The 21,002-nt window shown below is 56.4% G+C and carries 21 protein-coding genes; 11 read left to right on the plus strand and 10 right to left on the minus strand.

The genetic code is table 11. From position 1 onward, the window contains the following. Positions 1-8 precede the first annotated feature (8 nt). The 4 genes from hycD to VW41_23435 all read right to left on the minus strand — a co-directional run bounded on the left by hycD (position 9) and on the right by VW41_23435 (position 3,899). The gene (gene hycD, locus VW41_23420) at positions 9-935 is read right to left on the minus strand and encodes a hydrogenase 3 membrane subunit (GenBank protein ID AJZ91754.1); all 927 of its coding nucleotides are present in this window, start codon (positions 933-935) and stop codon (positions 9-11) included. A 9-nt stretch (positions 936-944) separates the two neighbouring features. Then, positions 945-2,753: a formate hydrogenlyase subunit 3 gene (locus VW41_23425; GenBank protein ID AJZ91755.1), complete on the minus strand. Its 1,809-nt coding sequence runs from the start codon at positions 2,751-2,753 to the stop codon at positions 945-947. Continuing rightward, complete coding sequence (locus VW41_23430; GenBank protein ID AJZ91756.1) at positions 2,750-3,355, minus strand: formate hydrogenlyase; 606 nt, start codon at positions 3,353-3,355, stop codon at positions 2,750-2,752. The genes VW41_23425 and VW41_23430 overlap by 4 nt, the downstream gene beginning before the upstream one ends. Before the next feature lie 88 nt (positions 3,356-3,443). After that, entirely contained in the window at positions 3,444-3,899 is a 456-nt protein-coding gene (locus tag VW41_23435; GenBank protein ID AJZ91757.1) for a formate hydrogenlyase regulatory protein HycA, read from the minus strand. A gap of 608 nt (positions 3,900-4,507) precedes the next feature. On the opposite strand from VW41_23435, the gene hypA reads away from it, so the two are divergent. The 10 genes from hypA to VW41_23485 all read left to right on the plus strand — a co-directional run bounded on the left by hypA (position 4,508) and on the right by VW41_23485 (position 13,491). Then, positions 4,508-4,870 carry a hydrogenase nickel incorporation protein gene (hypA, locus tag VW41_23440; GenBank protein AJZ91758.1) on the plus strand — a complete coding sequence of 121 codons (363 nt, stop codon included), beginning with the start codon at positions 4,508-4,510 and terminating at the stop codon, positions 4,868-4,870. After that, complete coding sequence (locus VW41_23445; protein ID AJZ91759.1) at positions 4,863-5,726, plus strand: hydrogenase nickel incorporation protein HypB; 864 nt, start codon at positions 4,863-4,865, stop codon at positions 5,724-5,726. The genes hypA and VW41_23445 overlap by 8 nt, the downstream gene beginning before the upstream one ends. Continuing rightward, the gene (locus VW41_23450) at positions 5,717-5,977 is read left to right on the plus strand and encodes a hydrogenase assembly chaperone (GenBank protein ID AJZ91760.1); all 261 of its coding nucleotides are present in this window, start codon (positions 5,717-5,719) and stop codon (positions 5,975-5,977) included. The genes VW41_23445 and VW41_23450 overlap by 10 nt, the downstream gene beginning before the upstream one ends. Beyond that, positions 5,977-7,098, plus strand: coding sequence for a hydrogenase isoenzymes formation protein HypD (locus VW41_23455; GenBank protein AJZ91761.1), 1,122 nt, complete (start codon positions 5,977-5,979; stop codon positions 7,096-7,098). Before VW41_23450 ends, VW41_23455 begins: the two co-directional genes overlap by 1 nt. Beyond that, positions 7,095-8,105 (plus strand): carbamoyl dehydratase HypE, encoded by a 1,011-nt coding sequence (locus tag VW41_23460; GenBank protein AJZ91762.1) that lies wholly within the window; start codon positions 7,095-7,097, stop codon positions 8,103-8,105. The genes VW41_23455 and VW41_23460 overlap by 4 nt, the downstream gene beginning before the upstream one ends. 109 nt (positions 8,106-8,214) lie before the next feature. Next, positions 8,215-10,299 carry a transcriptional regulator gene (locus tag VW41_23465; GenBank protein ID AJZ91763.1) on the plus strand — a complete coding sequence of 695 codons (2,085 nt, stop codon included), beginning with the start codon at positions 8,215-8,217 and terminating at the stop codon, positions 10,297-10,299. A gap of 46 nt (positions 10,300-10,345) precedes the next feature. Continuing rightward, complete coding sequence (locus tag VW41_23470) at positions 10,346-10,693, plus strand: hypothetical protein (GenBank protein ID AJZ91764.1); 348 nt, start codon at positions 10,346-10,348, stop codon at positions 10,691-10,693. Between the two features lie 146 nt (positions 10,694-10,839). Further along, entirely contained in the window at positions 10,840-11,808 is a 969-nt protein-coding gene (locus VW41_23475; GenBank protein AJZ91765.1) for a chemotaxis protein CheV, read from the plus strand. Positions 11,809-12,120: 312 nt separating this feature from the next. Further along, positions 12,121-12,741: a superoxide dismutase gene (locus VW41_23480; GenBank protein ID AJZ91766.1), complete on the plus strand. Its 621-nt coding sequence runs from the start codon at positions 12,121-12,123 to the stop codon at positions 12,739-12,741. Positions 12,742-12,813: 72 nt separating this feature from the next. Then, the gene (locus tag VW41_23485) at positions 12,814-13,491 is read left to right on the plus strand and encodes a 6-N-hydroxylaminopurine resistance protein (GenBank protein AJZ91767.1); all 678 of its coding nucleotides are present in this window, start codon (positions 12,814-12,816) and stop codon (positions 13,489-13,491) included. Positions 13,492-13,580: 89 nt separating this feature from the next. Here the strand turns inward: VW41_23485 and VW41_23490 are convergent, their stop codons facing one another. The 5 genes from VW41_23490 to VW41_23510 all read right to left on the minus strand — a co-directional run bounded on the left by VW41_23490 (position 13,581) and on the right by VW41_23510 (position 18,095). Further along, a complete protein-coding gene (locus tag VW41_23490) occupies positions 13,581-14,306 on the minus strand; it encodes a transcriptional regulator PhoU (protein AJZ91768.1) in 726 nt (241 codons plus the stop codon). 13 nt (positions 14,307-14,319) lie between these two features. Beyond that, positions 14,320-15,093, minus strand: coding sequence for a phosphate ABC transporter ATP-binding protein (locus VW41_23495; GenBank protein AJZ91769.1), 774 nt, complete (start codon positions 15,091-15,093; stop codon positions 14,320-14,322). A gap of 47 nt (positions 15,094-15,140) precedes the next feature. Then, positions 15,141-16,031: a phosphate transporter permease subunit PtsA gene (pstA, locus tag VW41_23500; GenBank protein AJZ91770.1), complete on the minus strand. Its 891-nt coding sequence runs from the start codon at positions 16,029-16,031 to the stop codon at positions 15,141-15,143. Next, positions 16,028-16,990, minus strand: a complete 963-nt coding sequence (gene pstC / locus VW41_23505) for a phosphate transporter permease subunit PstC (protein ID AJZ91771.1) — start codon at positions 16,988-16,990, stop codon at positions 16,028-16,030. The genes pstA and pstC overlap by 4 nt, the downstream gene beginning before the upstream one ends. 64 nt (positions 16,991-17,054) lie before the next feature. Further along, positions 17,055-18,095, minus strand: a complete 1,041-nt coding sequence (locus tag VW41_23510) for a phosphate ABC transporter substrate-binding protein (protein ID AJZ91772.1) — start codon at positions 18,093-18,095, stop codon at positions 17,055-17,057. Between the two features lie 398 nt (positions 18,096-18,493). Here VW41_23510 and VW41_23515 point away from each other — a divergent pair, with 398 nt between their 5' ends. After that, positions 18,494-18,910, plus strand: a complete 417-nt coding sequence (locus VW41_23515) for a hydroxyisourate hydrolase (protein ID AJZ91773.1) — start codon at positions 18,494-18,496, stop codon at positions 18,908-18,910. Positions 18,911-19,013: 103 nt separating this feature from the next. Here VW41_23515 and VW41_23520 read toward each other — a convergent pair whose 3' ends face one another. After that, complete coding sequence (locus VW41_23520) at positions 19,014-20,843, minus strand: glucosamine--fructose-6-phosphate aminotransferase (GenBank protein AJZ91774.1); 1,830 nt, start codon at positions 20,841-20,843, stop codon at positions 19,014-19,016. Between the last annotated feature and the right edge of the window lie 159 nt (positions 20,844-21,002).

Raw genomic sequence — 21,002 nt, forward strand, 5'->3', positions numbered from 1 at the left:
CTCTTAAATCACGCCGCCAACAAGGAGACGAAGGCTAAAAAGGCAAAGCCAAAACCGGCCCAGGTAACCGCTGAGGTTTCAAGCATCCGCAGGCGCGCCATGCTGTTTTCGAACAGCGCGATGATCAGCACGCCCACCACCAGCTTCACAACGGCCAGCACCAGGGCGAGAACCATCCCGCCCCAGCTAAAGGTGCTCATTTGCCCCCACGGCAGGAACACGCCGACAAACATTTGCAGAACAACCAACTGCTTAAGGGAGATGCCCCACTTCAGCACCGCGAAGCCCGCGCCGCTGTATTCGGATAACGGCCCTTCCTGCAGCTCCTGCTCTGCTTCGGCGAGATCAAACGGCAGCTTGCCCATTTCAATGAAGGTCGCGAAGGCGCAGGCAGCGAAGGCGAGGACCAACGTCAGGCTTTGCGCCGTCGGCCAGGCGTGAATAGCCCCGGCGATATTGCTGATGTGCGTGCTGCCGGCCACCTGTGCGGCAACCCACAGACCAAGCAGCAGGATTGGCTCAACCAGCACGCCGAGCATCGCTTCACGGCTTGCACCAATCCCGGTGAACGGGCTGCCGGTGTCTAACCCGGCGATGGCGAAGAAGAAGCGGGCGATGGCAAACAGGTAAATTAAGGTGATCAGGTCGCCTAAGGACGGCAGCGGCGAGGCAATCGTCACCACCGGCAGCGCGGTGGCGATGGTCAGCATTACGCCTACCATCACGAACGGCATCAGACGGAAGACCCAGCCAGATGCCGCGGGCGCCACGCTCTGGCGCCCCAGCAGCTTGAAGAGATCCCGGTATTCCTGCAGGACGCCGGGGCCGCGGCGGTTATGCAGGCGGGCGCGCGTCACGCGGGTAATCCCGGCCAGCAGCGGCGCGGCAAAAAACAGCGCCAGCGCCTGAATAAGAGCAAATAAAAACGTAGTCATATCAGTTCCTCAGGCCACCATCGCCACCAGTAAGACCGCCAGCTCAACCATCGCCAGGCGGCGGAACGTGCCGGACAGGCACTCGCCCTGCCAGCCGGGCACCCATTTCCCTGGGTTCAGGGTGTGGCGCAGCTTAAGCAGAGGCGCAAACGCCGCTTTTACCGGCTGAGCAAAGCCCGTCGCGGTGATCACCATCGCCTGTTCATGGTCGTAGCCGCAGACCCAAGCCGACCCGCGAGAGCGGTTTGGCAGGCGGTCGCCACGGAAAACGATCATCAAAATAAACGGCAGCAGCGGAGAGGCTAGCAGCAGCAGCGTCACCATCGGCTGAGACACGGCGGTATGCGCCGTTTGCAGCGGCAGCGGAACGGCATGCTGCAGCAAAGGCAGCAGCCACGGGGCGGCAACCCCGGCAACCACGCAGCACGCGGCAAGCAGGGCGACTGAGAGATTCATTAGCCAGGGCGCAGAAGTGGCATTTTCCGCCTCCTGAGTGCGGGGCGCGCCAAGGAAGGTCACGCCATACACCTTCGCCATACACATCACAGCCAGCGCGCCGGTAATCGCCAGCCCCACGGCCAGCAGTGGCCCAATAAAGCGGCCCACAAACAGCGGCAGGCTGCCAAGACGGAAGAACGACTGGTAGATAACCCACTCCCCGGCAAAACCGTTCAGCGGCGGCAGCGCGGCCATCGCCATCAGCCCGACCAGCATTGCCAGCGAGATAACCGGCATGCGTTTACCAATCCCGCCCAGCTTCTCGATGTCCCGATGACCGGTACGGAACCAAACCGCGCCAGCGCCGAGGAATAGCGTGGTTTTAAACAGGCTATGGTTGAACAGGTGGTAAAGACCGCCGGTCATGCCCAGGGCCACCAGAACCGGCTCATGCAGGGCGATACCTATCAGGCCGCAGCCCAGGCCCAGCAGAATAATGCCGATGTTCTCAAGGGTGTGATAAGCCAGCAGGCGGTTGATGTTGTGCTCCATCAGCGCATAAAGCCCGCCGATAAACGCCGTGACCATGCCAGCGGCAACCACCAGTACGCCCCACCACAGCGGCAAAACGTGGCTGAGAAGCGAGAAGCACATGATGCCGTACAGGCCAATCTTCAATACCACGGCGGAGAACAGCGCGGCGGCCGGCGCGGAGGCATTCGCATGCGCCTGCGGCACCCAGCCGTGCAGCGGAATGATCCCGGCAAGCAGCCCAAAGCCGAGCAGCGCGAGGATCAGTACCGGGGCAGGTAGCGGCGCGCCGGCGATCAGATGACGCAGATCGCCATAACCCAGGGTGCCGTAGCGCTGCCACATCAGCCAGCAGGCGATAACCAACAGCACGGTGCCGAGGCGGCCCAGCGCAAACCACAGCTGCCCGGACTTCTGGCAGCCGGTCAGGAAGTAGCCTGCCAGAGAGATGATTTCCGCCATCGCCACCAGCGTGACGAAATTATCGGCCACCAGCGCCGCCACGCTTGCCGCCAGGATTAGGTTAATCAGCAGGCCGTTGGCTTTTATTTCAGCGTGGCGGTGCCAGGCGCAGTTAAACAGGGAGATGAACAGGCCGCTTAGCGCCACGGTGACCAGCCAGACGCCGTTAAAGGCGTTGAGCTGAAGGTGCCAGTGCCAGATTTGCGCGTCTCCGCTGAAGCCCAGCAGCGCCTGAACGCCCGCGACAAGCAAAAGCACGGAGCTGATTGCGCCGCCAACGCCGCCGAAAAAGCCGCTCAGCGGCTTAGAAAATGCCAGAACTCCGGCTAACACGGCGCTAACGACAAACCCCAAAAGCGCCCAGTGAATCAGTAGAAAAGCATTCATTTTCTCGCCTCTGGCTGGGTAAACAGGGTCAGGTCGCCGAGCGACGCACCAAGCGTCAGCTCACGCTTACGTTTGCTGGCCTGGGCGATGTCTTTGTTGTCGATAAGGCGCAGCGCCTTGGTCGGGCAAGTACGGACGCAGGCCGGGCCGCTTTCGTCGAAGCTGCACAGGTCGCATTTCACGGCGATGGCGCGAACGCCGGGAACCCAGTCCAGTAGCGGGCTAACGCGAGCCGGGGCCGGAGGCGCAGGTGGCGCTTTCGGGCTGTTCACGTTGGCGGGAATATGCAGCGGGCGGCTGCCGGAAAATTCAATGGCACCGAACGGGCAGGCGATGCCGCAAAGTTTGCAGCTTACGCACAGGCTTTCATTCAGTTGCACAGCGCCGTCCACGCGGGTTATCGCGTTGACCGGGCAAACCCCGGCGCAGGGTGCGTCTTCGCAGTGGTGGCACATCTGCGGCGCAGATTCATTCAGGTTGCGCATGACTTTCAGGCGCGGCGTGGACTGCAGGCCGTGCAGTCGGTGCGTCTCGGCGCAGGCCGCTTCACAGGTATGGCAGCCCATACACAATTTTGAGTCAGCGATTACAAAACGGTTCACCAGTTCTTCCTCAGGTGACAGTCGTCATTTTTGACGAAAACATGCCGAAAAGCTGCCGGTTCGACAGTTCTCGACACCCCAGATCTCTTCATGCCACGGCGGACTGCTGAAGTAGCGCCATAGATAGCGGGGTGTTTTGCTGCACGGCGAGATAAAGACTGTCGTACACCGGGCGGATCAGTTCGAGGTAGTGTTCCAGCACTTTCTCGCGATCGCGGTTGCTGACGGCGTTATCAATAAGTCCGTCATCATCAATAGTCGCCTTGGCAATCAGCACGTTATCGCTGCCATCGCGCAGTTCGATGCTGTACTCGATGGTGTGGCTGTTAAAGCCTTCGGCGAGGTTGATTTGAATGACGAAGTGATCAAATAAAAAGAAGCGCAGGCTTTCGTCCGGGTTGCAGCCCACGGCGTGATGCAGCTTCGCTTTTGATAAGGTGATCCCCTGAATCAGGGTGTTGCCGTACAGATGCCACTGTGAAAGCAGGCGTTGGTGCTTGTCGGCGATGTACTCGGCTTTTTCGCTCAGTTCCCAAATGTTCATGTTTTGTTCACTCTGTTAGTGCTTGTCCCTCCGTAAGGCACGTTTCGTGCCATGTTTTTAATTTATTGTTTTTAAAAACATTTAATGAAAAAACGAGTCTTTGGCTCGCCGGGTGACGTGTCATTTCGTCATCTTTGACTTTTAGTGACGGACTTTTTTTACCCTCACCCTAACCCTCTCCCTGGAAGGGAGAGGGGATAAAAAGCAGGGCTGGCTAAACCTTCCCTGCAAGGGAGAGAGGATAAAAAAACAGGGCTGGCCAACCCTTCCCTGCAAGGGAGAGGGGATAAAAAGCAGGGCTGACTCACCCTTCCCTGCAAGGGAGAGGAGATAAAAAAACAGGGCTGGCTCACCCTTCCCTGCAAGGGAGAGGAGATAAAAAAAACAGGGCTGGCTAACCCTTCCCTGCAAGGGAAAGGAGATAAAAAACAGGGCTGGCTAAACTCTTCCCTGCAAGGGAGAGGAGATAAAAAACAGGGCTGGCTCACCCAGCCCTTTTCTTAAAAGAATTCCCCCTCGCCCCTTCGGGGAGAGGGCCGGGGTGAGGGGCAAAGAAAAGGCCTGGCACCGTCCTTGCATTACCAGCCCCAGTTAACCCCGGAGGCCCCATGCACGAAATCACTCTTTGCCAGCGCGCAGTCGAACTTATCGAAAACCACGCCCGCCAGAATAATGCCCGTCGAGTGACCGGCGTCTGGCTGGAGGTCGGTGCCTTCTCGTGCGTGGAAACCAGCGCCCTGGAGTTTTGTTTTGATCTGGTTTGCCGCGGCACGCTGGCGGAAGGCTGCGAGCTGCATATCCACCAGCAGGAAGCCGAATGCTGGTGCCATGACTGCCAGCAGTTCGTCACCTTGCTGACCCAGCGCGTGAAGTGCTGCCCCAACTGCAACGGCAGCAGCCTGCGCATCGTGGCGGATGACGGCATGCAGATTAAGCGTCTGGAAATCGATCAGGAGATAGCTCATGTGTAGCACTTGCGGTTGCGGTGAAGGCAACCTGTACATTGAAGGGGACGAACGCAATCCCCACTCAGGCTTTCGCAGCGCCCCGTTTGCCCCGGCGGCACGCCCGCTGCAGCAGATAACCGGCGTCAAATTTTCTCCCACAGCCGACGAACAGGGCGATCTCCATTACGGACACGGCGCGGCGGGCACCCACGCACCGGGGATGACTCAGCGTAAGATGCTGGAGATCGAGCTGAACGTGCTGGATAAAAACAACCAACTCGCCGCCCATAATCGCGACCGCTTCGCCAGCCAGAATCAGCTGGTGCTGAATCTGGTATCCAGCCCCGGCTCAGGCAAAACCACCCTGCTCACCGAAACGCTGAAGCGCCTGAATGCCAAAATGCCGTGCGCGGTTATTGAAGGCGACCAGCAAACGGTGAATGACGCCGCGCGCATCCGCGAAACTGGAACCCCGGCCATTCAGGTAAACACCGGGAAAGGCTGCCACCTCGACGCGCAAATGATCCGCGATGCCATGCTGCGCCTGCCGCTTGAGCGTGACGGCGTGCTGTTTATCGAAAACGTCGGCAACCTGGTTTGCCCGGCGAGTTTTGATTTAGGGGAGCGCCATAAGGTCGCGGTGCTGTCCGTGACGGAAGGTGAAGATAAACCGCTGAAATACCCACATATGTTCGCCGCGGCGTCATTGATGCTGCTGAACAAGATAGACCTGCTGCCCTACCTGCAGTTCGACGTCAGTCAATGCATAGCCTTTGCACGCGAGGTCAATCCGGACATCAAAATTATGCTGGTTTCCGCGACCAGCGGGGAAGGAATGGACGAGTGGCTTAGCTGGCTGGAGACGGAACGATGTGCATAGGCATTCCCGGTCAGATAGTCGAGCGGCTGGCCGACGGCAGCGCGAAAGTGGACGTCTGCGGCGTGCAGCGCGACGTGAATTTAACCCTGGTGGGTGACGCCGCCGTGGGGCAATGGGTGCTTGTCCACGTCGGGTTTGCCATGAGCATTATTGACGAAGCCGAAGCGCGCGACACGCTCGATGCCCTGCAAAACATGTTTGAGGTTGAGCCGGACGTCGGCGCCCTACTCTACGGCGAGGAACATCGCTGATGCGCTATGTCGACGAATATCGCGATCCAGACCGCGTGATGCAGCTGATTGAGACGCTGAAAGCGCGCGCCTCGCTGCTGGACTACACGGCAGCCCGCCCGCTGCGCATCATGGAGGTTTGCGGCGGCCATACCCACGCTATTTTTAAATTCGGCCTCGACCAGCTGCTGCCGGAAAACATTGAGTTTATCCACGGCCCAGGCTGCCCGGTTTGCGTGTTGCCGATGGGCAGAATAGACAGCTGCATTGAGATAGCCAGCCACCCGGATGTGATTTTCTGCACCTTTGGGGATGCGATGCGCGTGCCGGGTAAAAATGGCTCGCTGATGCAGGCCAAAGCGCGAGGCGCGGACGTCAGGGTGATTTACTCGCCAATGGACGCGCTGACCCTGGCGCGCCAGAACCCGGATCGCAAAGTGGTGTTCTTTGGCCTCGGCTTTGAAACCACTATGCCCGCCACGGCGATTACCCTTCAGCAGGCAAAATCGCAGGGCATCGATAACTTCTATTTCTTCTGCCAGCACATCACGCTGATCCCAACGCTGCGCAGCCTGCTTTCCCAGCCCGATAACGGCATCGGCGCTTTCCTGGCACCAGGGCACGTCAGCATGGTGATTGGCACCGAAGCCTATAACTTCATCGCCTCTGAGCACCAGCGGCCGCTGGTGGTCGCCGGTTTTGAGCCCCTCGACCTGCTGCAGGGCGTGCTGATGCTGGTGGAGCAAAAAATACGTCAGCACAGCGTGGTGGAAAATCAGTACCGCCGCGTAGTGCCGGAAGAAGGCAATCTGCTGGCACAAAAAGCGATAGGCGAAGTGTTTACGGTGCGCGGCGAAGCGGAATGGCGGGGCCTGGGCGTGATCGGCGATTCCGGCGTGCAGCTCACCGAAGCGTACCGCCGGTTTGACGCCGAAGACCATTTCCAGCCCAAACCCCAGCAGGTTTACGACGACCCCAAAGCCCGCTGCGGCGACGTGCTCACCGGCCGCTGCAAGCCGCAGCAATGCCCGCTGTTCGGCCGCGGCTGCAACCCGCAAAACGCCTTCGGCGCGCTGATGGTCTCCTCTGAAGGAGCCTGCGCGGCGTGGTATCAATACCGTTCTCAGGAGTGTGAAGTATGAAAACCGTTGAGCTGGCCCACGGCAGCGGCGGCCTGGCGATGCAGCAGCTGATCGCCAGCCTGTTTATGCAGGCCTTCGATAACCCGTGGCTGGCGGAGCAGGAAGATCAGGCGCGGCTTTCGCTGGCAGAGCTTACCGCCGGCGGCGACCGGCTGGCATTTTCTACCGACAGCTACGTTATTGACCCACTGTTTTTTCCCGGCGGGGATATCGGCAAGCTGGCCGTGTGCGGTACGGCGAACGACGTCGCGGTGAGCGGCGCTACGCCTCGCTGGCTGTCGTGCGGCTTTATTCTCGAAGAAGGCTTGCCGTTGGAAACCCTTGAACGGGTGGTCACCAGCATGGCGAACGCCGCCCGCGCGGCAAATATCGCCATCGTGACCGGTGACACCAAAGTGGTGCCTCGCGGCGCGGCGGACAAGCTTTTTATCAATACTGCCGGGATCGGCGCTATTCCTGCTGGTGTTAACTGGGGCGCGGCTCAGATTACAGCCGGAGATTTGCTTATCGTCAGCGGCACGCTAGGCGATCACGGCGCAACTATTCTCAACCTGCGCGAGAAGCTTGGCCTGGACGGCGATCTACAGAGCGACTGCGCAGTGCTGACGCCAATGATAGCCCCGCTGCTACACATCCCCGGCGTAAAAGCCCTGCGGGACGCCACGCGCGGAGGCGTGAACGCCGTTCTGCATGAGTTTGCCGAGACCAGCGGGTGCGGGATGGAAATCAGCGAAAACAAGCTGCCGCTGACCCCGGCGGTGCGCGGCGTTTGCGAGCTGCTTGGGCTGGATGCGTTAAATTTTGCTAATGAAGGCAAGCTGGTTATCGCCGCTTCTCCCGAGTCAGCCCCTGCGGTTTTACACGCTTTGCAGCAGCATCCTTGTGGCGAAAAGGCCGCAGTCATAGGCGAGGTTGTGGAGCGAAAAGGCGTGCGCGTAACGGGGCTTTATGGCGTAAAACGCTCGCTCGATCTGCCGCATTTTGAACCCTTACCGCGCATTTGTTGACCTGCACCAGTATGTATTCACGCAACGCTGACTAAACTTAAACAATATTTATATTAATTATATTTTTTAGCCCTGCGCCCGCCGTGGGGCATTTCAATGGAAAGCAAAAATGTCATACACGCCGATGAGCGATCTCGGGCAGCAGGGGTTATTTGATATCACCCGCACGCTGCTCCAGCAGCCCGATCTCAACGAACTCGCCAGCAGCCTGACGCAGCTGGTGAAACAGGGCGCGCTGGCCGATCGCGTTAACATCCTGCTTTACCATCCCCAGCATCAGCGGGTGAGCTTCTATGGCAAGGATAAACACGGCAAGGAACTGCACTACGAAGATGAAATGGCGCTGGCCAACGGCCCGGTGCGCCGCATGCTGTCGCGCCCGGAGGCGCTGATTTGCAGCCAGCAGGAGTTTGATGAAACCTGGCCGCAGATGGCGAGCCTTGATTTGTACGCCCCGTTTGGCCGCTACTGCCTGCTGCCGCTGGCCTCCGAAGGCAAAATTTTTGGCGGCTGCGAATTTATCCGCAACCGGGCAGACGCCTGGACTGAAAAAGAGCTAAACCGGCTTTATACCCTGGCGCAAATTGTGGGCCTGGTGACCGAGCAGATCCAGACCCGGCTCAATTCGAGCCACGATCACCAGTTATTGTGCCGGGAGCGCGATGATTTTCGCATTCTGGTGGCCGTCACCAACGCGGTGCTGTCGAAGCTGGACCTGGACGAACTGATAAGCGAGATTGCCCGCGAGATTCACTACCACTTCGCCATTGATTCCATCAGCATAGTGCTGAAAAGCAGCCGCAAGTCGCGACTCACGCTCTATTCCACCCACTTTGTTGATGAAACCTCGCCGATTCACGATCAAAGCGACGTGCTTGAGGAAGGCACACTTTCAGAACGCGTCTTTAAAAGCGGCGAAATGCTGCTGCTCAACCTTTGCCCCGGCGACAAGCTGGCGCCGTATGAGCGGATGCTGCTGGAGATGTGGGACAACAAACCGCAGACGCTTTGCCTGCTGCCGCTGAAGTTTGGCAACAATATGCTGGGCGTGCTGAAGCTGGCCAGGTGCAGCGAACAGGGCTTTACGCCGGCCAACCTCAAGCTGCTGCGCCAGATTGCCGAACGTATCGCCATCGCGGTGGATAACGCCCTCGCCTACCAGGAAATCAACCGTCTGAAAGAGAATCTGGTGGATGAGAACCTCTACCTCACAGAGCAAATTAATAACGTCGACAGCGATTTTGGCGAAATTATCGGGCGCGGCGAGGCGATGTCTATCGTGCTTAAGCAGGTTGAGATGGTGGCAGGCAGCGACAGCACCGTGCTGATCCTCGGCGAGACCGGCACCGGTAAAGAGTTGATTGCCCGGGCCATTCATAACCTGAGCGAGCGCAACGGCCGCCGGATGGTGAAGATCAACTGCGCCGCCATGCCTGCCGGGCTGCTGGAGAGCGATTTATTCGGCCATGAGCGCGGGGCGTTTACCGGGGCAAATAATCAGCGCATTGGCCGCTTTGAGCTGGCAGACAAAAGCTCGCTGTTCCTGGATGAGGTGGGCGATATGCCGCTCGAGCTGCAGCCTAAGCTGTTGCGCGTGCTGCAGGAGCAGGAGTTCGAGCGGCTCGGCAGCAATAAGGTTCAGGAAGTGGATGTGCGCCTGATAGCCGCCACCAACCGCAACCTGAAAGAGATGGTCGCCGACCGGGAGTTCCGCAGCGACCTGTATTACCGGCTGAACGTTTTTCCTATTACTCTGCCGCCGCTGCGCGAACGCCCGGAAGATATCCCGCTGTTGGTAAAATCCTTCACCTTTAAAATCGCCCGCCGCCTGAACCGTAACATCGACAGTATTCCGGCGGAAACGCTGCGCGCCCTGAGCCGCATGGAGTGGCCGGGTAACGTGCGCGAGTTGGAAAACGTGATTGAGCGGGCGGTGCTACTCACCCGGGGCAGCGTGCTGCATCTTTCCCTGCCGGAAATGGATCACCGCCCGCCGGTAGAACGCCATTTCTCGCCGTCGGTGGAAGCGGAGAGACGTGAGGACGAGGATGAGTACGAGCGCATCCTGCGCGTGTTGAAAGAGGCCAACGGCGTGGTGGCCGGGCCTCGGGGTGCTGCCCAGCGATTAGGGCTGAAGCGCACCACGTTACTTTCGCGGATGAAGCGCCTGGGGATTGATAAAGACGCGCTTTAGCCGGAAACTGGACATAACCCTACATTTTTTGTCTGGAACCTGAATCATGGCGATTATTCCCAAGAACTATACGCGGCTGGAGAGCGGTTACCGCGAAAAGGCGCTGAAGCTTTTCCCGTGGGTCTGCGGGCGTTGCTCGCGCGAGTTTGTGTATTCCAATCTGCGTGAGCTGACCGTTCATCATATGGACCACGATCATACCAATAACCCGGAAGATGGCAGCAATTGGGAGCTTTTATGCCTGTATTGCCACGATCATGAGCATTCGAAATACACCGAGGCCGATCTGTACGGCTCCACGGTGATTGCCGGCGAGGATGCGCAAAAGGATGTAGGCGAAGCAACTTATAATCCGTTTGCCGACCTAAAGACGATGCTGAACAAGAAGAAGTAAGCGCTATCCGTTTAGAGGGGGAGTCTCCCTCTAAACGAAATCATTTCACCTTCTCCCTTCATTTTTTCCTGCTGCTGCCGATAACTTAAACAAGCATTCACTCCGTACGGTTGGGTTCTGAGGCCGGGTTATCACTTGAGGTTAAAATGGATAGTTTTCAGAAAGATATCGATGAAAGGGCCAACCTGGCGTTATCCAACAAGTTTGAGCTTCTGCTGTTCCGCTTAGGCACCAGCCAGCATGACAGCAAATCTGAGCTGTACGGCATCAATGTTTTTAAGCTGCGTGAAATTGTGCCGATGCCGAAGATTAATCGCGCCGCGGGTATGGAATCGCCGCTGCTGGGCATGGCTAACATTCGCGACCAGATTATCCCGGTTATCGATCTGCCCGCGGTAACAGGTTGCACGCCAACCACCGGTCTGAATTTATTACTGATCACCGAATATGCCCGCAGCACCCAGGCTTTTGCCGTCGAGTCGGTGGAAAATATTATTCGCCTCGACTGGAGTCAGGTACACGCCGCCGAAGCCGGGGTCAGCAGCCGCAATATCACCAGTATCGCCAATATTGACGACCCGATGACCGGCAAAGATCTGGCGCTGGTGCTGGACGTGGAGCAGATCCTTTATGACATTATCCCGTCCGGGAGAGATGTGAATATCGCGGCCATAGAAGAGAAAACCTATACCCTGAAACCGGGCGCCGTGGCTATCGTCGCTGAGGACTCCAAAGTTGCACGTTCGATGCTGGAGCAGGGCCTGAAGGGGATGGGCATTCCGGCCATCATGCACGCAACGGGCCTGGAGGCCTGGGAAAAAATCAAACTTATTGCCGCCGATGCCAAAGCATCCGGCACGCCGATCACCGATAAAATAGGCTTGGTGCTGACCGATATCGAGATGCCGGAGATGGATGGTTTTACCCTGACCCGCAACATTAAGACCGAACCTTCGCTGAAGCACATTCCGGTGGTGATCCACTCCTCGCTTTCCGGCAGCGCCAACGAAGATCACGTCCGCAAAGTCGGTGCCAACGGCTATGTCGCTAAGTTTGACGTCGCCGAGCTGTCTTCCGTGATCCATAAAGCGCTGGAAGACGCCGCCACCCGCTAAGAAAAAGGCCCGGAAGCCGGGCCTTGTTTTCTATTTGAGCCAGAACACGTCTTTCGGCGAATACCGCCAGCTGCTCCCCCTGCATGCCGTTACGTCACGACCGGGTAACAATTCGTCGTTACCCTGCAAAAATAACTTTTTACCCGCTGCGTTATAGCCGTAAGCCGTGGTTTCATGAAGAAAAGTTATAACCACAAACTAAGTACGGCATTGATAAACATTTTCAATATCATTTAATTAACTATAATGAACCGACTGATTACGCGGCGTTAACAGCATTACAGCCGCTCTACGTTAATGGAGACGATGAATATGAGCTATACACTGCCATCCCTGCCTTACGCTTACGACGCGCTGGAACCGCATTTCGACAAAGAAACCATGGAAATCCACCACAGCAAACACCACCAGGCTTATGTCAACAACGCGAACGCCGCGCTGGAATCCCTGCCTGAGTTTGCCAGCCTGTCTGCTGAAGAGCTGATTACCAAACTGGATCAGCTGCCTGCTGATAAGAAAACCGTACTGCGTAACAACGCTGGTGGCCACGCTAACCACAGCTTCTTCTGGAAAGGCCTGAAAAAAGGCACCGAGCTGAAAGGTGACCTGAAAGCCGCTATCGAGCGCGATTTCGGCAGCGTTGATGCATTCAAAGCTGAATTCGAAAAAGCTGCTGCTACCCGTTTCGGCTCCGGCTGGGCGTGGCTGGTACTGAAAGGCGACAAACTGGCTGTGGTTTCTACTGCAAACCAGGACAGCCCGCTGATGGGCGAAGCTATCTCCGGCGCTTCCGGCTTCCCAATTGTGGTCCTGGACGTTTGGGAACACGCTTACTACCTGAAATTCCAGAACCGTCGCCCGGACTACGCGAAAGAGTTCTGGAACGTGGTTAACTGGGACGAAGCAGCTGCACGTTTCGCCGCTAAAAAATAAGGTTGCAATACAACCGTAGAGAAGCGAGCCTGATGGCTCGCTTTTTTATGTCTATTTAGCAGGGAGTCGCTTATGCATCGCTATCCGCTTCAGGTTTACGCTGGCCAGATTCGTGATTACGAAGGGAGCCGGCCCAGCGCCATCGCCAAGGTTCAGGTGGACGGCGAACTTCGCTTAACCGAGTCAGGGCTGGAGGGCGATGAGCAGGCGGAGAAGGTGATTCACGGCGGGCCCGACAGGGCACTGTGCCACTATCCACGCGAGCATTATCAGCACTGGATGCAAATTTTCCCGGATAAAGCGGAGCTGTTTAATGCCCCGGCCTTCGGCGAAAACCTGTCAACGGAAGGGATGACGGAAAAGAACGTCTACATGGGCGATATTTACCGTTGGGGTGAAGCACTGATTCAGGTGACCCAGCCTCGCTCCCCGTGCTTTAAGCTTAACTACCATTTTGGCGTAGAGGATATGTCCGCGCGGATGCAGGAATCAGGCTACTGCGGCTGGCTTTATCGCGTGATTCTGGCGGGGAATGTCTCTGCCGATGCGCCGCTGGAGCTTGCTTCCCGCGTTAGCGACGTGACCGTGGCAGAAGCCATCGCCATCGCCTGGCATATGCCGTTTGATGACTCGCAGTATCATCGGCTTTTGTCAGCGGCGGGGCTGTCGGTGAGCTGGAGCAGAACGATGCAGAAACGCAGAATTTCAGGGAAAATTGAGGATAATTCGCGGCGCTTGTTCGGGAAGTAACGGCCCTTCACCCCGGCTCTCTCCCAGGGGGGAGGGAGAAAACAAGATGTGCCAGCCTCCGCTCCTAAAAGAAGAGGAGGCTGAATGTCTTACTCTTTCGGATCTTTACCCGCCAGCAGCTTGTCCAGCTCATCCCCGCCTACGTGACGGAAATCCTGCCCCTTCACGAAGTAGAAGATGTATTCGCAGATGTTCTGGCAGCGGTCACCGATACGCTCGATAGAACGGGCGCAGAACAGCGCGGTCAGCACGCTTGGGATAGTACGGGAGTCTTCCATCATGTAGGTCATCAGCTGACGCACGATGCCTTCATATTCCTGGTCAACTTTCTTGTCTTCGCGGTAGATACGCACCGCTTCATCCAGATCCATACGCGCGAAGGCGTCCAGCACGTCATGCAGCATCTGCACGGTGTGTCGACCCAGCGATTCCAGACTGACCAGCAGCGGCTGGTGCTGTTGGGAGAATTTTTCCAGCGCAGTGCGGCAGATTTTGTCCGCCACATCGCCAATACGTTCCAGCTCAGCGATGGTTTTGATGATGGCCATCACCAGGCGCAGGTCGCTGGCGGTCGGCTGGCGTTTAGCGATGATGCGCACGCAGGCTTCATCGATCGCCACTTCCATCATGTTGACCTTCTGGTCACCGGCGATAACGCGCTTCGCCAGCTCGCTGTCCTGGTTGTGCATCGCGGTGATCGCGTCGGAGAGCTGTTGTTCCACCAGCCCGCCCATCGTCATAACCTGAGTACGGATGTACTCCAGCTCGGCGTTGAACTGGCCAGAAATGTGTTTGTTTAAGTTGAGGTTATCCATCGCGCTCTCCAAATCAACCGTAGCGGCCAGTAATGTAATCTTCGGTTTGTTTCTTCGCTGGCGTAGTAAACAGCGTATCGGTTTCGCTGAATTCGATCAGCTCACCGAGGTACATAAACGCCGTGTGGTCAGAACAACGCGCCGCCTGCTGCATGTTGTGGGTCACGATCACTACGGTATAGTCTTCTTTCAGCTCGGTGATCAGCTCTTCAATACGCCCGGTGGAGATCGGGTCAAGGGCGGAACACGGCTCATCCAGCAGCAACACTTCCGGGCGAATCGCAATCCCGCGCGCGATGCACAGACGCTGCTGCTGGCCACCGGAGAGGCTATAGCCGCTCTGGTGCAGTTTATCTTTAGTTTCGTTCCACAGTGCGGCTTTGGTCAATGCCCACTGCACGCGTTCATCCATGTCGCTGCGGGACAGCTTTTCAAACAGGCGCACGCCAAATGCGATGTTGTCATAGATGGACATCGGGAACGGCGTCGGCTTCTGGAAGACCATGCCGACTTTAGCACGCAGCAGGGCGATGTCCTGGCTCTGGGTGAGGATATTTTCCCCATCCAGCAGGATTTCACCTTCTGCACGCTGCTCCGGGTAGAGCGAGTACATTTTGTTAAAGGTACGCAGCAGGGTGGATTTACCACAGCCTGACGGCCCAATGAAGGCGGTAACCTGGTTCTTCGCGATATCCAGATTGATGTTCTTCAGCGCGTGGAACTTACCGTAGTAGAAGTTCAGATCGCGAACCTGGATTTTGCCTGGGGCTAAATCAACCTTACTCATCTGTGTCTTAATCTCCGTCCGGCGTCGCGAGGGCCACGCCGTAAAATTTAACCGTGTTTACTCTTCGAGAAAATCACGCGCGCCAGAATGTTCAGCAGCAGCACGCAGAGGGTAATGATCAGCACCCCTGCCCAGGCCAGCTGTTGCCACTCGGCAAACGGGCTCATAGCAAATTTAAAAATGGTCACCGGCAGGTTGGCGATAGGCTGCATCATGTCCGTGCTCCAGAACTGGTTGGAGAGGGAGGTGAAGAGCAGCGGCGCGGTTTCGCCAGCGATACGGGCAATCGCCAGCAGCACGCCGGTAATAATCCCGGAGACGGACGCTTTCAGCGTAATCGCGGAGATCATCTTCCATTTTGGCGTCCCCAGCGCGTAAGCCGCTTCTCGCAGGCTGTCCGGCACCAGTTTCAGCATGTTTTCAGTGGTACGAATGACGATAGGCACCTGCAGCAGCGCCAGCGCAATCACGCCCGCCCAGCCGGAGAAGTGCTCCATTTTCGCCACCACGATGGTGTAAACAAACAGACCGACCACAATCGACGGCGCGGACAGCAGAATATCGTTAATAAAGCGGATGACTTCGGCCAGGGCAGATTTACGACCATATTCGGCGAGGTAAATCCCGGCCATGATGCCCAGCGGCGTACCGATAACGGTCGCCCACAGAATCAGCAGGCCGCTGCCCGCCAGGGCGTTCGCCAGGCCACCGCCCGCAGTATTTGGCGGAGGCGTCATTTCGGTAAACAGCGCCAGCGACATACCGTCAATACCGCGAGTTACCGTGGAGAACAGGATCCAGACCAGCCAGAACAGACCGAACACCATAGTCGCCATGGAGAGCGTCAGGGCGATGCGGTTTTTCATGCGGCGGCGCGCCTGCATTTTGCGGCGTGATTCGGCCAGCGCCGCGCTGCTTTGCATTTCCATCGTGGTCATGAGCGAGCCCCTTCGTTTTTCGCCAGGCGCATAATCATGAACTTAGAGATAGCCAGTACGATAAAGGTAATCACAAACAGGATTAAGCCAAGCTCCATCAGCGCGGCGGTATGCAGGCCGGATTCCGCTTCGGCAAATTCGTTAGCCAGGGCAGAGGTAATACTGTTGCCCGGCATATACAGCGAAGCGCTGTCGAGCTGGTAGGTGTTACCGATGATAAAGGTCACCGCCATGGTTTCGCCGAGTGCACGCCCAAGGCCGAGCATCACACCGCCGATCACGCCGTTTTTGGTGAACGGCAGAACGATGCGCCAGATAACTTCCCAGGTGGTGCAGCCGATACCGTAGGCCGATTCTTTCATCATTACCGGCGTTTGTTCGAAGACATCGCGCATCACGGAGGCGATGTACGGGATGATCATAATCGCGAGGATCACACCGGCGGCAAGAATGCCGATACCAAACGCAGGGCCAGAGAACAGGGCGCCAACGATAGGCACGGCAGAAAGCACGTTGCCTACAGGCTCCTGGAAGTAAGTCGCGAACAGGGGAGCAAAGATAAACAGGCCCCACATGCCGTACACGATACTTGGAATGGCCGCCAGCAGTTCAATGGCGATACCCAGCGGGCGCTTCAGCCAGCCGGGTGCAAGTTCTGTCAGGAACAGGGCGATACCAAAGCTCACCGGCACCGCAATCAGCAGCGCGATAAACGAGGTCACGAGGGTTCCGTAAATCGGCACCAGCGCGCCGAAGACTTCATTAGGGGCATCCCACTCTTTGGACCAGAGGAAGGAGAAGCCAAACTTCTCAATACTCGGCAGCGAGGAGATAAACAGCGAGATGATAATCCCACCCAGCAGAAATAGCACAATCAGCGCAGCCAGTCTTACCAGCGCACTGAAAATTACATCGCCTTGTTTGCCAGGGGCTTTAAACGTCGGCTTAGTCACAGCCATAGCGTACTCTTCGTAGTTGCTGAATAAACCGGGGTAACATACCTGTTACCCCAGATTTTTGCACTTAGTACAGCGCCTTACCGGAACTGTCTTTTACATTGGTCTTCCATGCAGCGCGAACTTGCTCAACCACGGAGGCTGGCAGCGTTGCGTAATCCAGAGCGTTAGCTTCTTTCGCGCCAGATTTGTATGCCCAGTCAAAGAACTTCAGCACTTCTGCGCCCTGCTCAGGGTTTTTCTGCTCTTTGTGGACCAGGATGAAGGTGGTGGAGGTGATTGGCCACGCTTCGTCACCTTTCTGGTTAGTCAGATCCTGTGCGAAGGATTTGCTCCAGTCAGCGCCTTTAGCCGCGTTAGCAAAGTTTGCTTCAGTCGGGCTTACTGGCTTACCGTCAGCGGACATCAGCTTGGTGTAAGTCAGGTTGTTCTGCTTAGCGTAAGCGTATTCAACGTAACCAATGGAGCCTGGCAGACGCTGTACGAAGGCCGCGATGCCGTCGTTGCCTTTACCGCCCAGACCGGTTGGCCAGTTAACGGTAGAGCCTGCGCCAATTTTAGATTTCCACTCTTCGTTCACTTTAGACAGGTAGCTGGTGAACACGAAGGAAGTACCGGAGCCGTCAGCACGACGAACAACCGCGATGTTCTGATCCGGCAGTTTGTGGCCTGGGTTCAGCTTAGCAATCGCCGGGTCGTTCCATTTTTTGATGGTGCCCAGGTAGATGTCACCCAGGGTTTTGCCGTCCAGAACCAGCTCGCCAGACTTGAAGCCCGGCAGGTTAACCGCCAGCACTACGCCACCGATTACGGTAGGGAACTGGAACAGGCCTTCTTGCTGTAATTTGTCATCCGCCAGAGGGGCGTCAGAAGCGCCGAAGTCAACGGTGTTAGCAATGATTTGCTTCACGCCGCCGGAGGAACCGATACCCTGGTAGTTCACCTTGTTACCAGTTTCTTTCTGGTAGGTATCTGCCCACTTGGCATACACCGGCGCAGGGAAAGTTGCACCAGCGCCAGTCAGGCTTGCAGCTGCAAACGCAGTAGAAGCGCTCAGAGATAAGGTCGCGGCGACAACAGTTGCGACAGTGGTACGCATAACGTTCATAATGTCTCCTGCCAGATGTTCGTAAATTGTTGTTTAATTAAATACAGGGTAGAAAATAGGACAGTTTGGTGACAGTTAAATGTACGAATTATGACAGTTTTATGACAATGCACTTTTGCTGAGCAAAATAACAATAACCCATTGTTTATTATTTTCTTTTTAATAAACACCTACCTAAAAATAAGAACAAACATTGAAAATATATTTGTTCAATTTGTGTTCACCCTCACTAATTATGACATCCCTACTCACGCTTTTGGCTCACGGCCTTTATCGCACTTCCTAAGCGCCATACATTTCTTCGCCATGGCGTCCGCGGTTAAGTATCACAGATTGTTTAATTTTTATTCTTTCCTTTGCCACTAAGATAAAAAAACCACAACAAAGAGGGTTTAAGGATGACATTAAAACAAGCTTTTTTCTTATCTCTGATTACCAGTTCGGTTTCCGCGTTTGCAGCCGATGTACCGGCAAAGAATCCATTGAGCGTTCATGTCCTGAACCAGCAGACAGGCACCCCCTCTGAAGGTGTAAAAGTCACTCTGGATAAACAGGACGGTGAAAAATGGGTAAGGCTGGGCGAGGGGCTGACTAACACAGACGGCCGCATTAGCGCACTTTATCCTGCCGGAAAAGACATTGAGCCGGGTAATTACAAAGTGACATTTGAAACCGGCGAATACTACAAGGCACATAAGCAGGACTCGTTCTTTGTGGATGTGCCGGTGGTGATCCACGTCAGCAAATCAGGCGAGCATTATCATGTGCCGTTGCTGCTTAGCCCCTTCGGTTATTCGACCTACCGCGGCAGCTAACCAATCAATATAAAAAAGCCCCGGACCGTTATGGCCGGGGCTTTTCTGGCTGGTAATTAACGTTTTTTCGCCAATTAATCACAACGGATTAACGTCAAGAAAATTACTCCACCGTTACCGATTTCGCCAGGTTACGCGGCTGGTCCACGTCGGTGCCTTTGATCAGCGCCACGTGGTAAGACAGCAGCTGCAGCGGGACGGTGTAGAAGATAGGGGCAATCACCTCTTCCACATGCGGCATCTCGATGATGTGCATGTTGTCGCTGCTGGTAAAGCCGGCGTCACGGTCGGCGAAGACATACAGCTGGCCGCCGCGGGCGCGAACTTCTTCGATGTTGGATTTCAGTTTTTCCAACAGCTCGTTGTTCGGTGCCACAACAATGACCGGCATATCGGCGTCGATCAATGCCAGCGGGCCGTGCTTCAGCTCACCGGCCGCATAGGCTTCAGCGTGAATGTAGGAGATCTCTTTCAGCTTCAGCGCACCTTCCATGGCAATCGGGTACTGATCGCCCCGGCCGAGGAACAGCGCATGATGTTTGTCGGAGAAATCTTCCGCCAGCTGCTCAATGCGCTTGTCCTGGGACAGCATCTGCTCGATGCGGCTCGGCAGCGCCTGCAGGCCGTGCACGATATCTTGCTCAACCTGCGCGTCAGCGCCTTTCAGGCGGCTCAGCTTAGCCACCAGCATCAACAGAACGGTCAGTTGGGTGGTGAACGCTTTGGTTGACGCCACGCCGATTTCTGTTCCGGCGTTGGTCATCAGCGCCAGGTCAGATTCACGCACCAGAGAAGAGCCGGCCACGTTACAAATCGCCAGTGAGCCAAGATAGCCCAGCTCTTTAGACAAGCGCAGCGCCGCCAGGGTGTCCGCCGTTTCACCAGACTGGGAAAGGGTGATCATCAGGCTGTTGCGGCGCACGGCAGATTTGCGGTAACGGAATTCCGAGGCAATTTCGACATCACAAGGCACGCCGGCCAGCGCTTCGAACCAGTAGCGGGAAACCATACCTGAGTTATAGGAGGTGCCGCAGGCTACGATTTGAATATGCTCAACCTGAGAGAGCATTTCATTGGCTTTTGGCCCCAGCTCCGTCAAATCCACTTCACCGTGGCTGATACGCCCGGCAAGGGTGTTTTTGATAGCATTCGGCTGCTCATAAATCTCTTTCTGCATGTAATGGCGGTAAATGCCTTTGTCGCCAGCGTCATACTGCAGATTAGATTCGATGTCCGGGCGCTTAACCTGCTCGCCTTTGGTGTCAAAAACAGTGACCGCGCGGCGGGTCACTTCGGCGATATCGCCTTCCTCAAGGAAGATAAAGCGGCGGGTTACCGGCAGCAGCGCCAGTTGATCGGACGCGATAAAGTTTTCACCCATGCCCAGGCCGATAACCATTGGGCTACCGGAGCGTGCGGCCAGCAGGACATCCGGGTTACGGGTGTCCATGATCACGGTGCCGTAAGCGCCACGCAGCTGAGGAATAGCGCGAAGAACCGCCTCTCGCAGCGTACCACCCTGCTCAAGCTCCCAATGCACCAGGTGAGCAATAACTTCGGTATCCGTCTGGGAGACGAACGTGTAGCCACGAGATTGCAGCGCTTCACGCAGCGGTTCGTGATTTTCAATAATACCGTTGTGTACGACCACGATATGGTCGGAGACATGTGGGTGAGCATTTATTTCTGAAGGTTCGCCGTGCGTTGCCCAACGGGTATGGGCAATCCCGGTGCCACCATGCAGAGCGGTTTCTTCCGCCGCTTCCGCCAGCTTCTGTACTTTCCCCAGACGACGCAGACGGGTCATCTGACCTTTGTCGTCCACAACCGCCAGGCCCGCAGAGTCGTACCCGCGGTATTCCAGACGACGTAGTCCTTCAAGAAGGATTTCAGCGATATCACGTTGCGCCACTGCGCCAACAATTCCACACATAATTTTTAAGTCCTGAGAATGGCGTTAGCCATGTGTTGTCGCTGACCTGTTTGTATTAATCCGGTATTTCCGGAGCCCCGAGCCTTGTAGAGAGTGGGGTTATTTTTATGGGTACTGCTTTTGGGGGGAGGATTATGTTATCCCCTCACCCCGGCCCTC

Source organism: Klebsiella michiganensis, from assembly GCA_000963575.1.
GTDB classification, from domain to species: Bacteria; Pseudomonadota; Gammaproteobacteria; order Enterobacterales; family Enterobacteriaceae; genus Cedecea; species Cedecea michiganensis_A.

Bases quoted from the DNA above. Each gene is read 5' to 3' on its own strand.
- VW41_23495 (AJZ91769.1), bottom strand. From the start codon at position 15,093: ATGAGTAAGGTTGATTTAGCCCCAGGCAAAATCCAGGTTCGCGATCTG.
- VW41_23460 (AJZ91762.1), top strand. From the start codon at position 7,095: ATGAAAACCGTTGAGCTGGCCCACGGCAGCGGCGGCCTGGCGATGCAG.
- VW41_23470 (AJZ91764.1), top strand. From the start codon at position 10,346: ATGGCGATTATTCCCAAGAACTATACGCGGCTGGAGAGCGGTTACCGC.
- VW41_23520 (AJZ91774.1), bottom strand. From the start codon at position 20,843: ATGTGTGGAATTGTTGGCGCAGTGGCGCAACGTGATATCGCTGAAATC.
- pstC (AJZ91771.1), bottom strand. From the start codon at position 16,990: ATGGCTGTGACTAAGCCGACGTTTAAAGCCCCTGGCAAACAAGGCGAT.
- VW41_23425 (AJZ91755.1), bottom strand. From the start codon at position 2,753: ATGAATGCTTTTCTACTGATTCACTGGGCGCTTTTGGGGTTTGTCGTT.
- VW41_23465 (AJZ91763.1), top strand. From the start codon at position 8,215: ATGTCATACACGCCGATGAGCGATCTCGGGCAGCAGGGGTTATTTGAT.
- VW41_23485 (AJZ91767.1), top strand. From the start codon at position 12,814: ATGCATCGCTATCCGCTTCAGGTTTACGCTGGCCAGATTCGTGATTAC.
- hycD (AJZ91754.1), bottom strand. From the start codon at position 935: ATGACTACGTTTTTATTTGCTCTTATTCAGGCGCTGGCGCTGTTTTTT.
- VW41_23445 (AJZ91759.1), top strand. From the start codon at position 4,863: ATGTGTAGCACTTGCGGTTGCGGTGAAGGCAACCTGTACATTGAAGGG.
- VW41_23435 (AJZ91757.1), bottom strand. From the start codon at position 3,899: ATGAACATTTGGGAACTGAGCGAAAAAGCCGAGTACATCGCCGACAAG.
- VW41_23475 (AJZ91765.1), top strand. From the start codon at position 10,840: ATGGATAGTTTTCAGAAAGATATCGATGAAAGGGCCAACCTGGCGTTA.
- VW41_23450 (AJZ91760.1), top strand. From the start codon at position 5,717: ATGTGCATAGGCATTCCCGGTCAGATAGTCGAGCGGCTGGCCGACGGC.
- VW41_23455 (AJZ91761.1), top strand. From the start codon at position 5,977: ATGCGCTATGTCGACGAATATCGCGATCCAGACCGCGTGATGCAGCTG.
- VW41_23510 (AJZ91772.1), bottom strand. From the start codon at position 18,095: ATGAACGTTATGCGTACCACTGTCGCAACTGTTGTCGCCGCGACCTTA.
- VW41_23480 (AJZ91766.1), top strand. From the start codon at position 12,121: ATGAGCTATACACTGCCATCCCTGCCTTACGCTTACGACGCGCTGGAA.
- hypA (AJZ91758.1), top strand. From the start codon at position 4,508: ATGCACGAAATCACTCTTTGCCAGCGCGCAGTCGAACTTATCGAAAAC.
- VW41_23515 (AJZ91773.1), top strand. From the start codon at position 18,494: ATGACATTAAAACAAGCTTTTTTCTTATCTCTGATTACCAGTTCGGTT.
- VW41_23490 (AJZ91768.1), bottom strand. From the start codon at position 14,306: ATGGATAACCTCAACTTAAACAAACACATTTCTGGCCAGTTCAACGCC.
- pstA (AJZ91770.1), bottom strand. From the start codon at position 16,031: ATGACCACGATGGAAATGCAAAGCAGCGCGGCGCTGGCCGAATCACGC.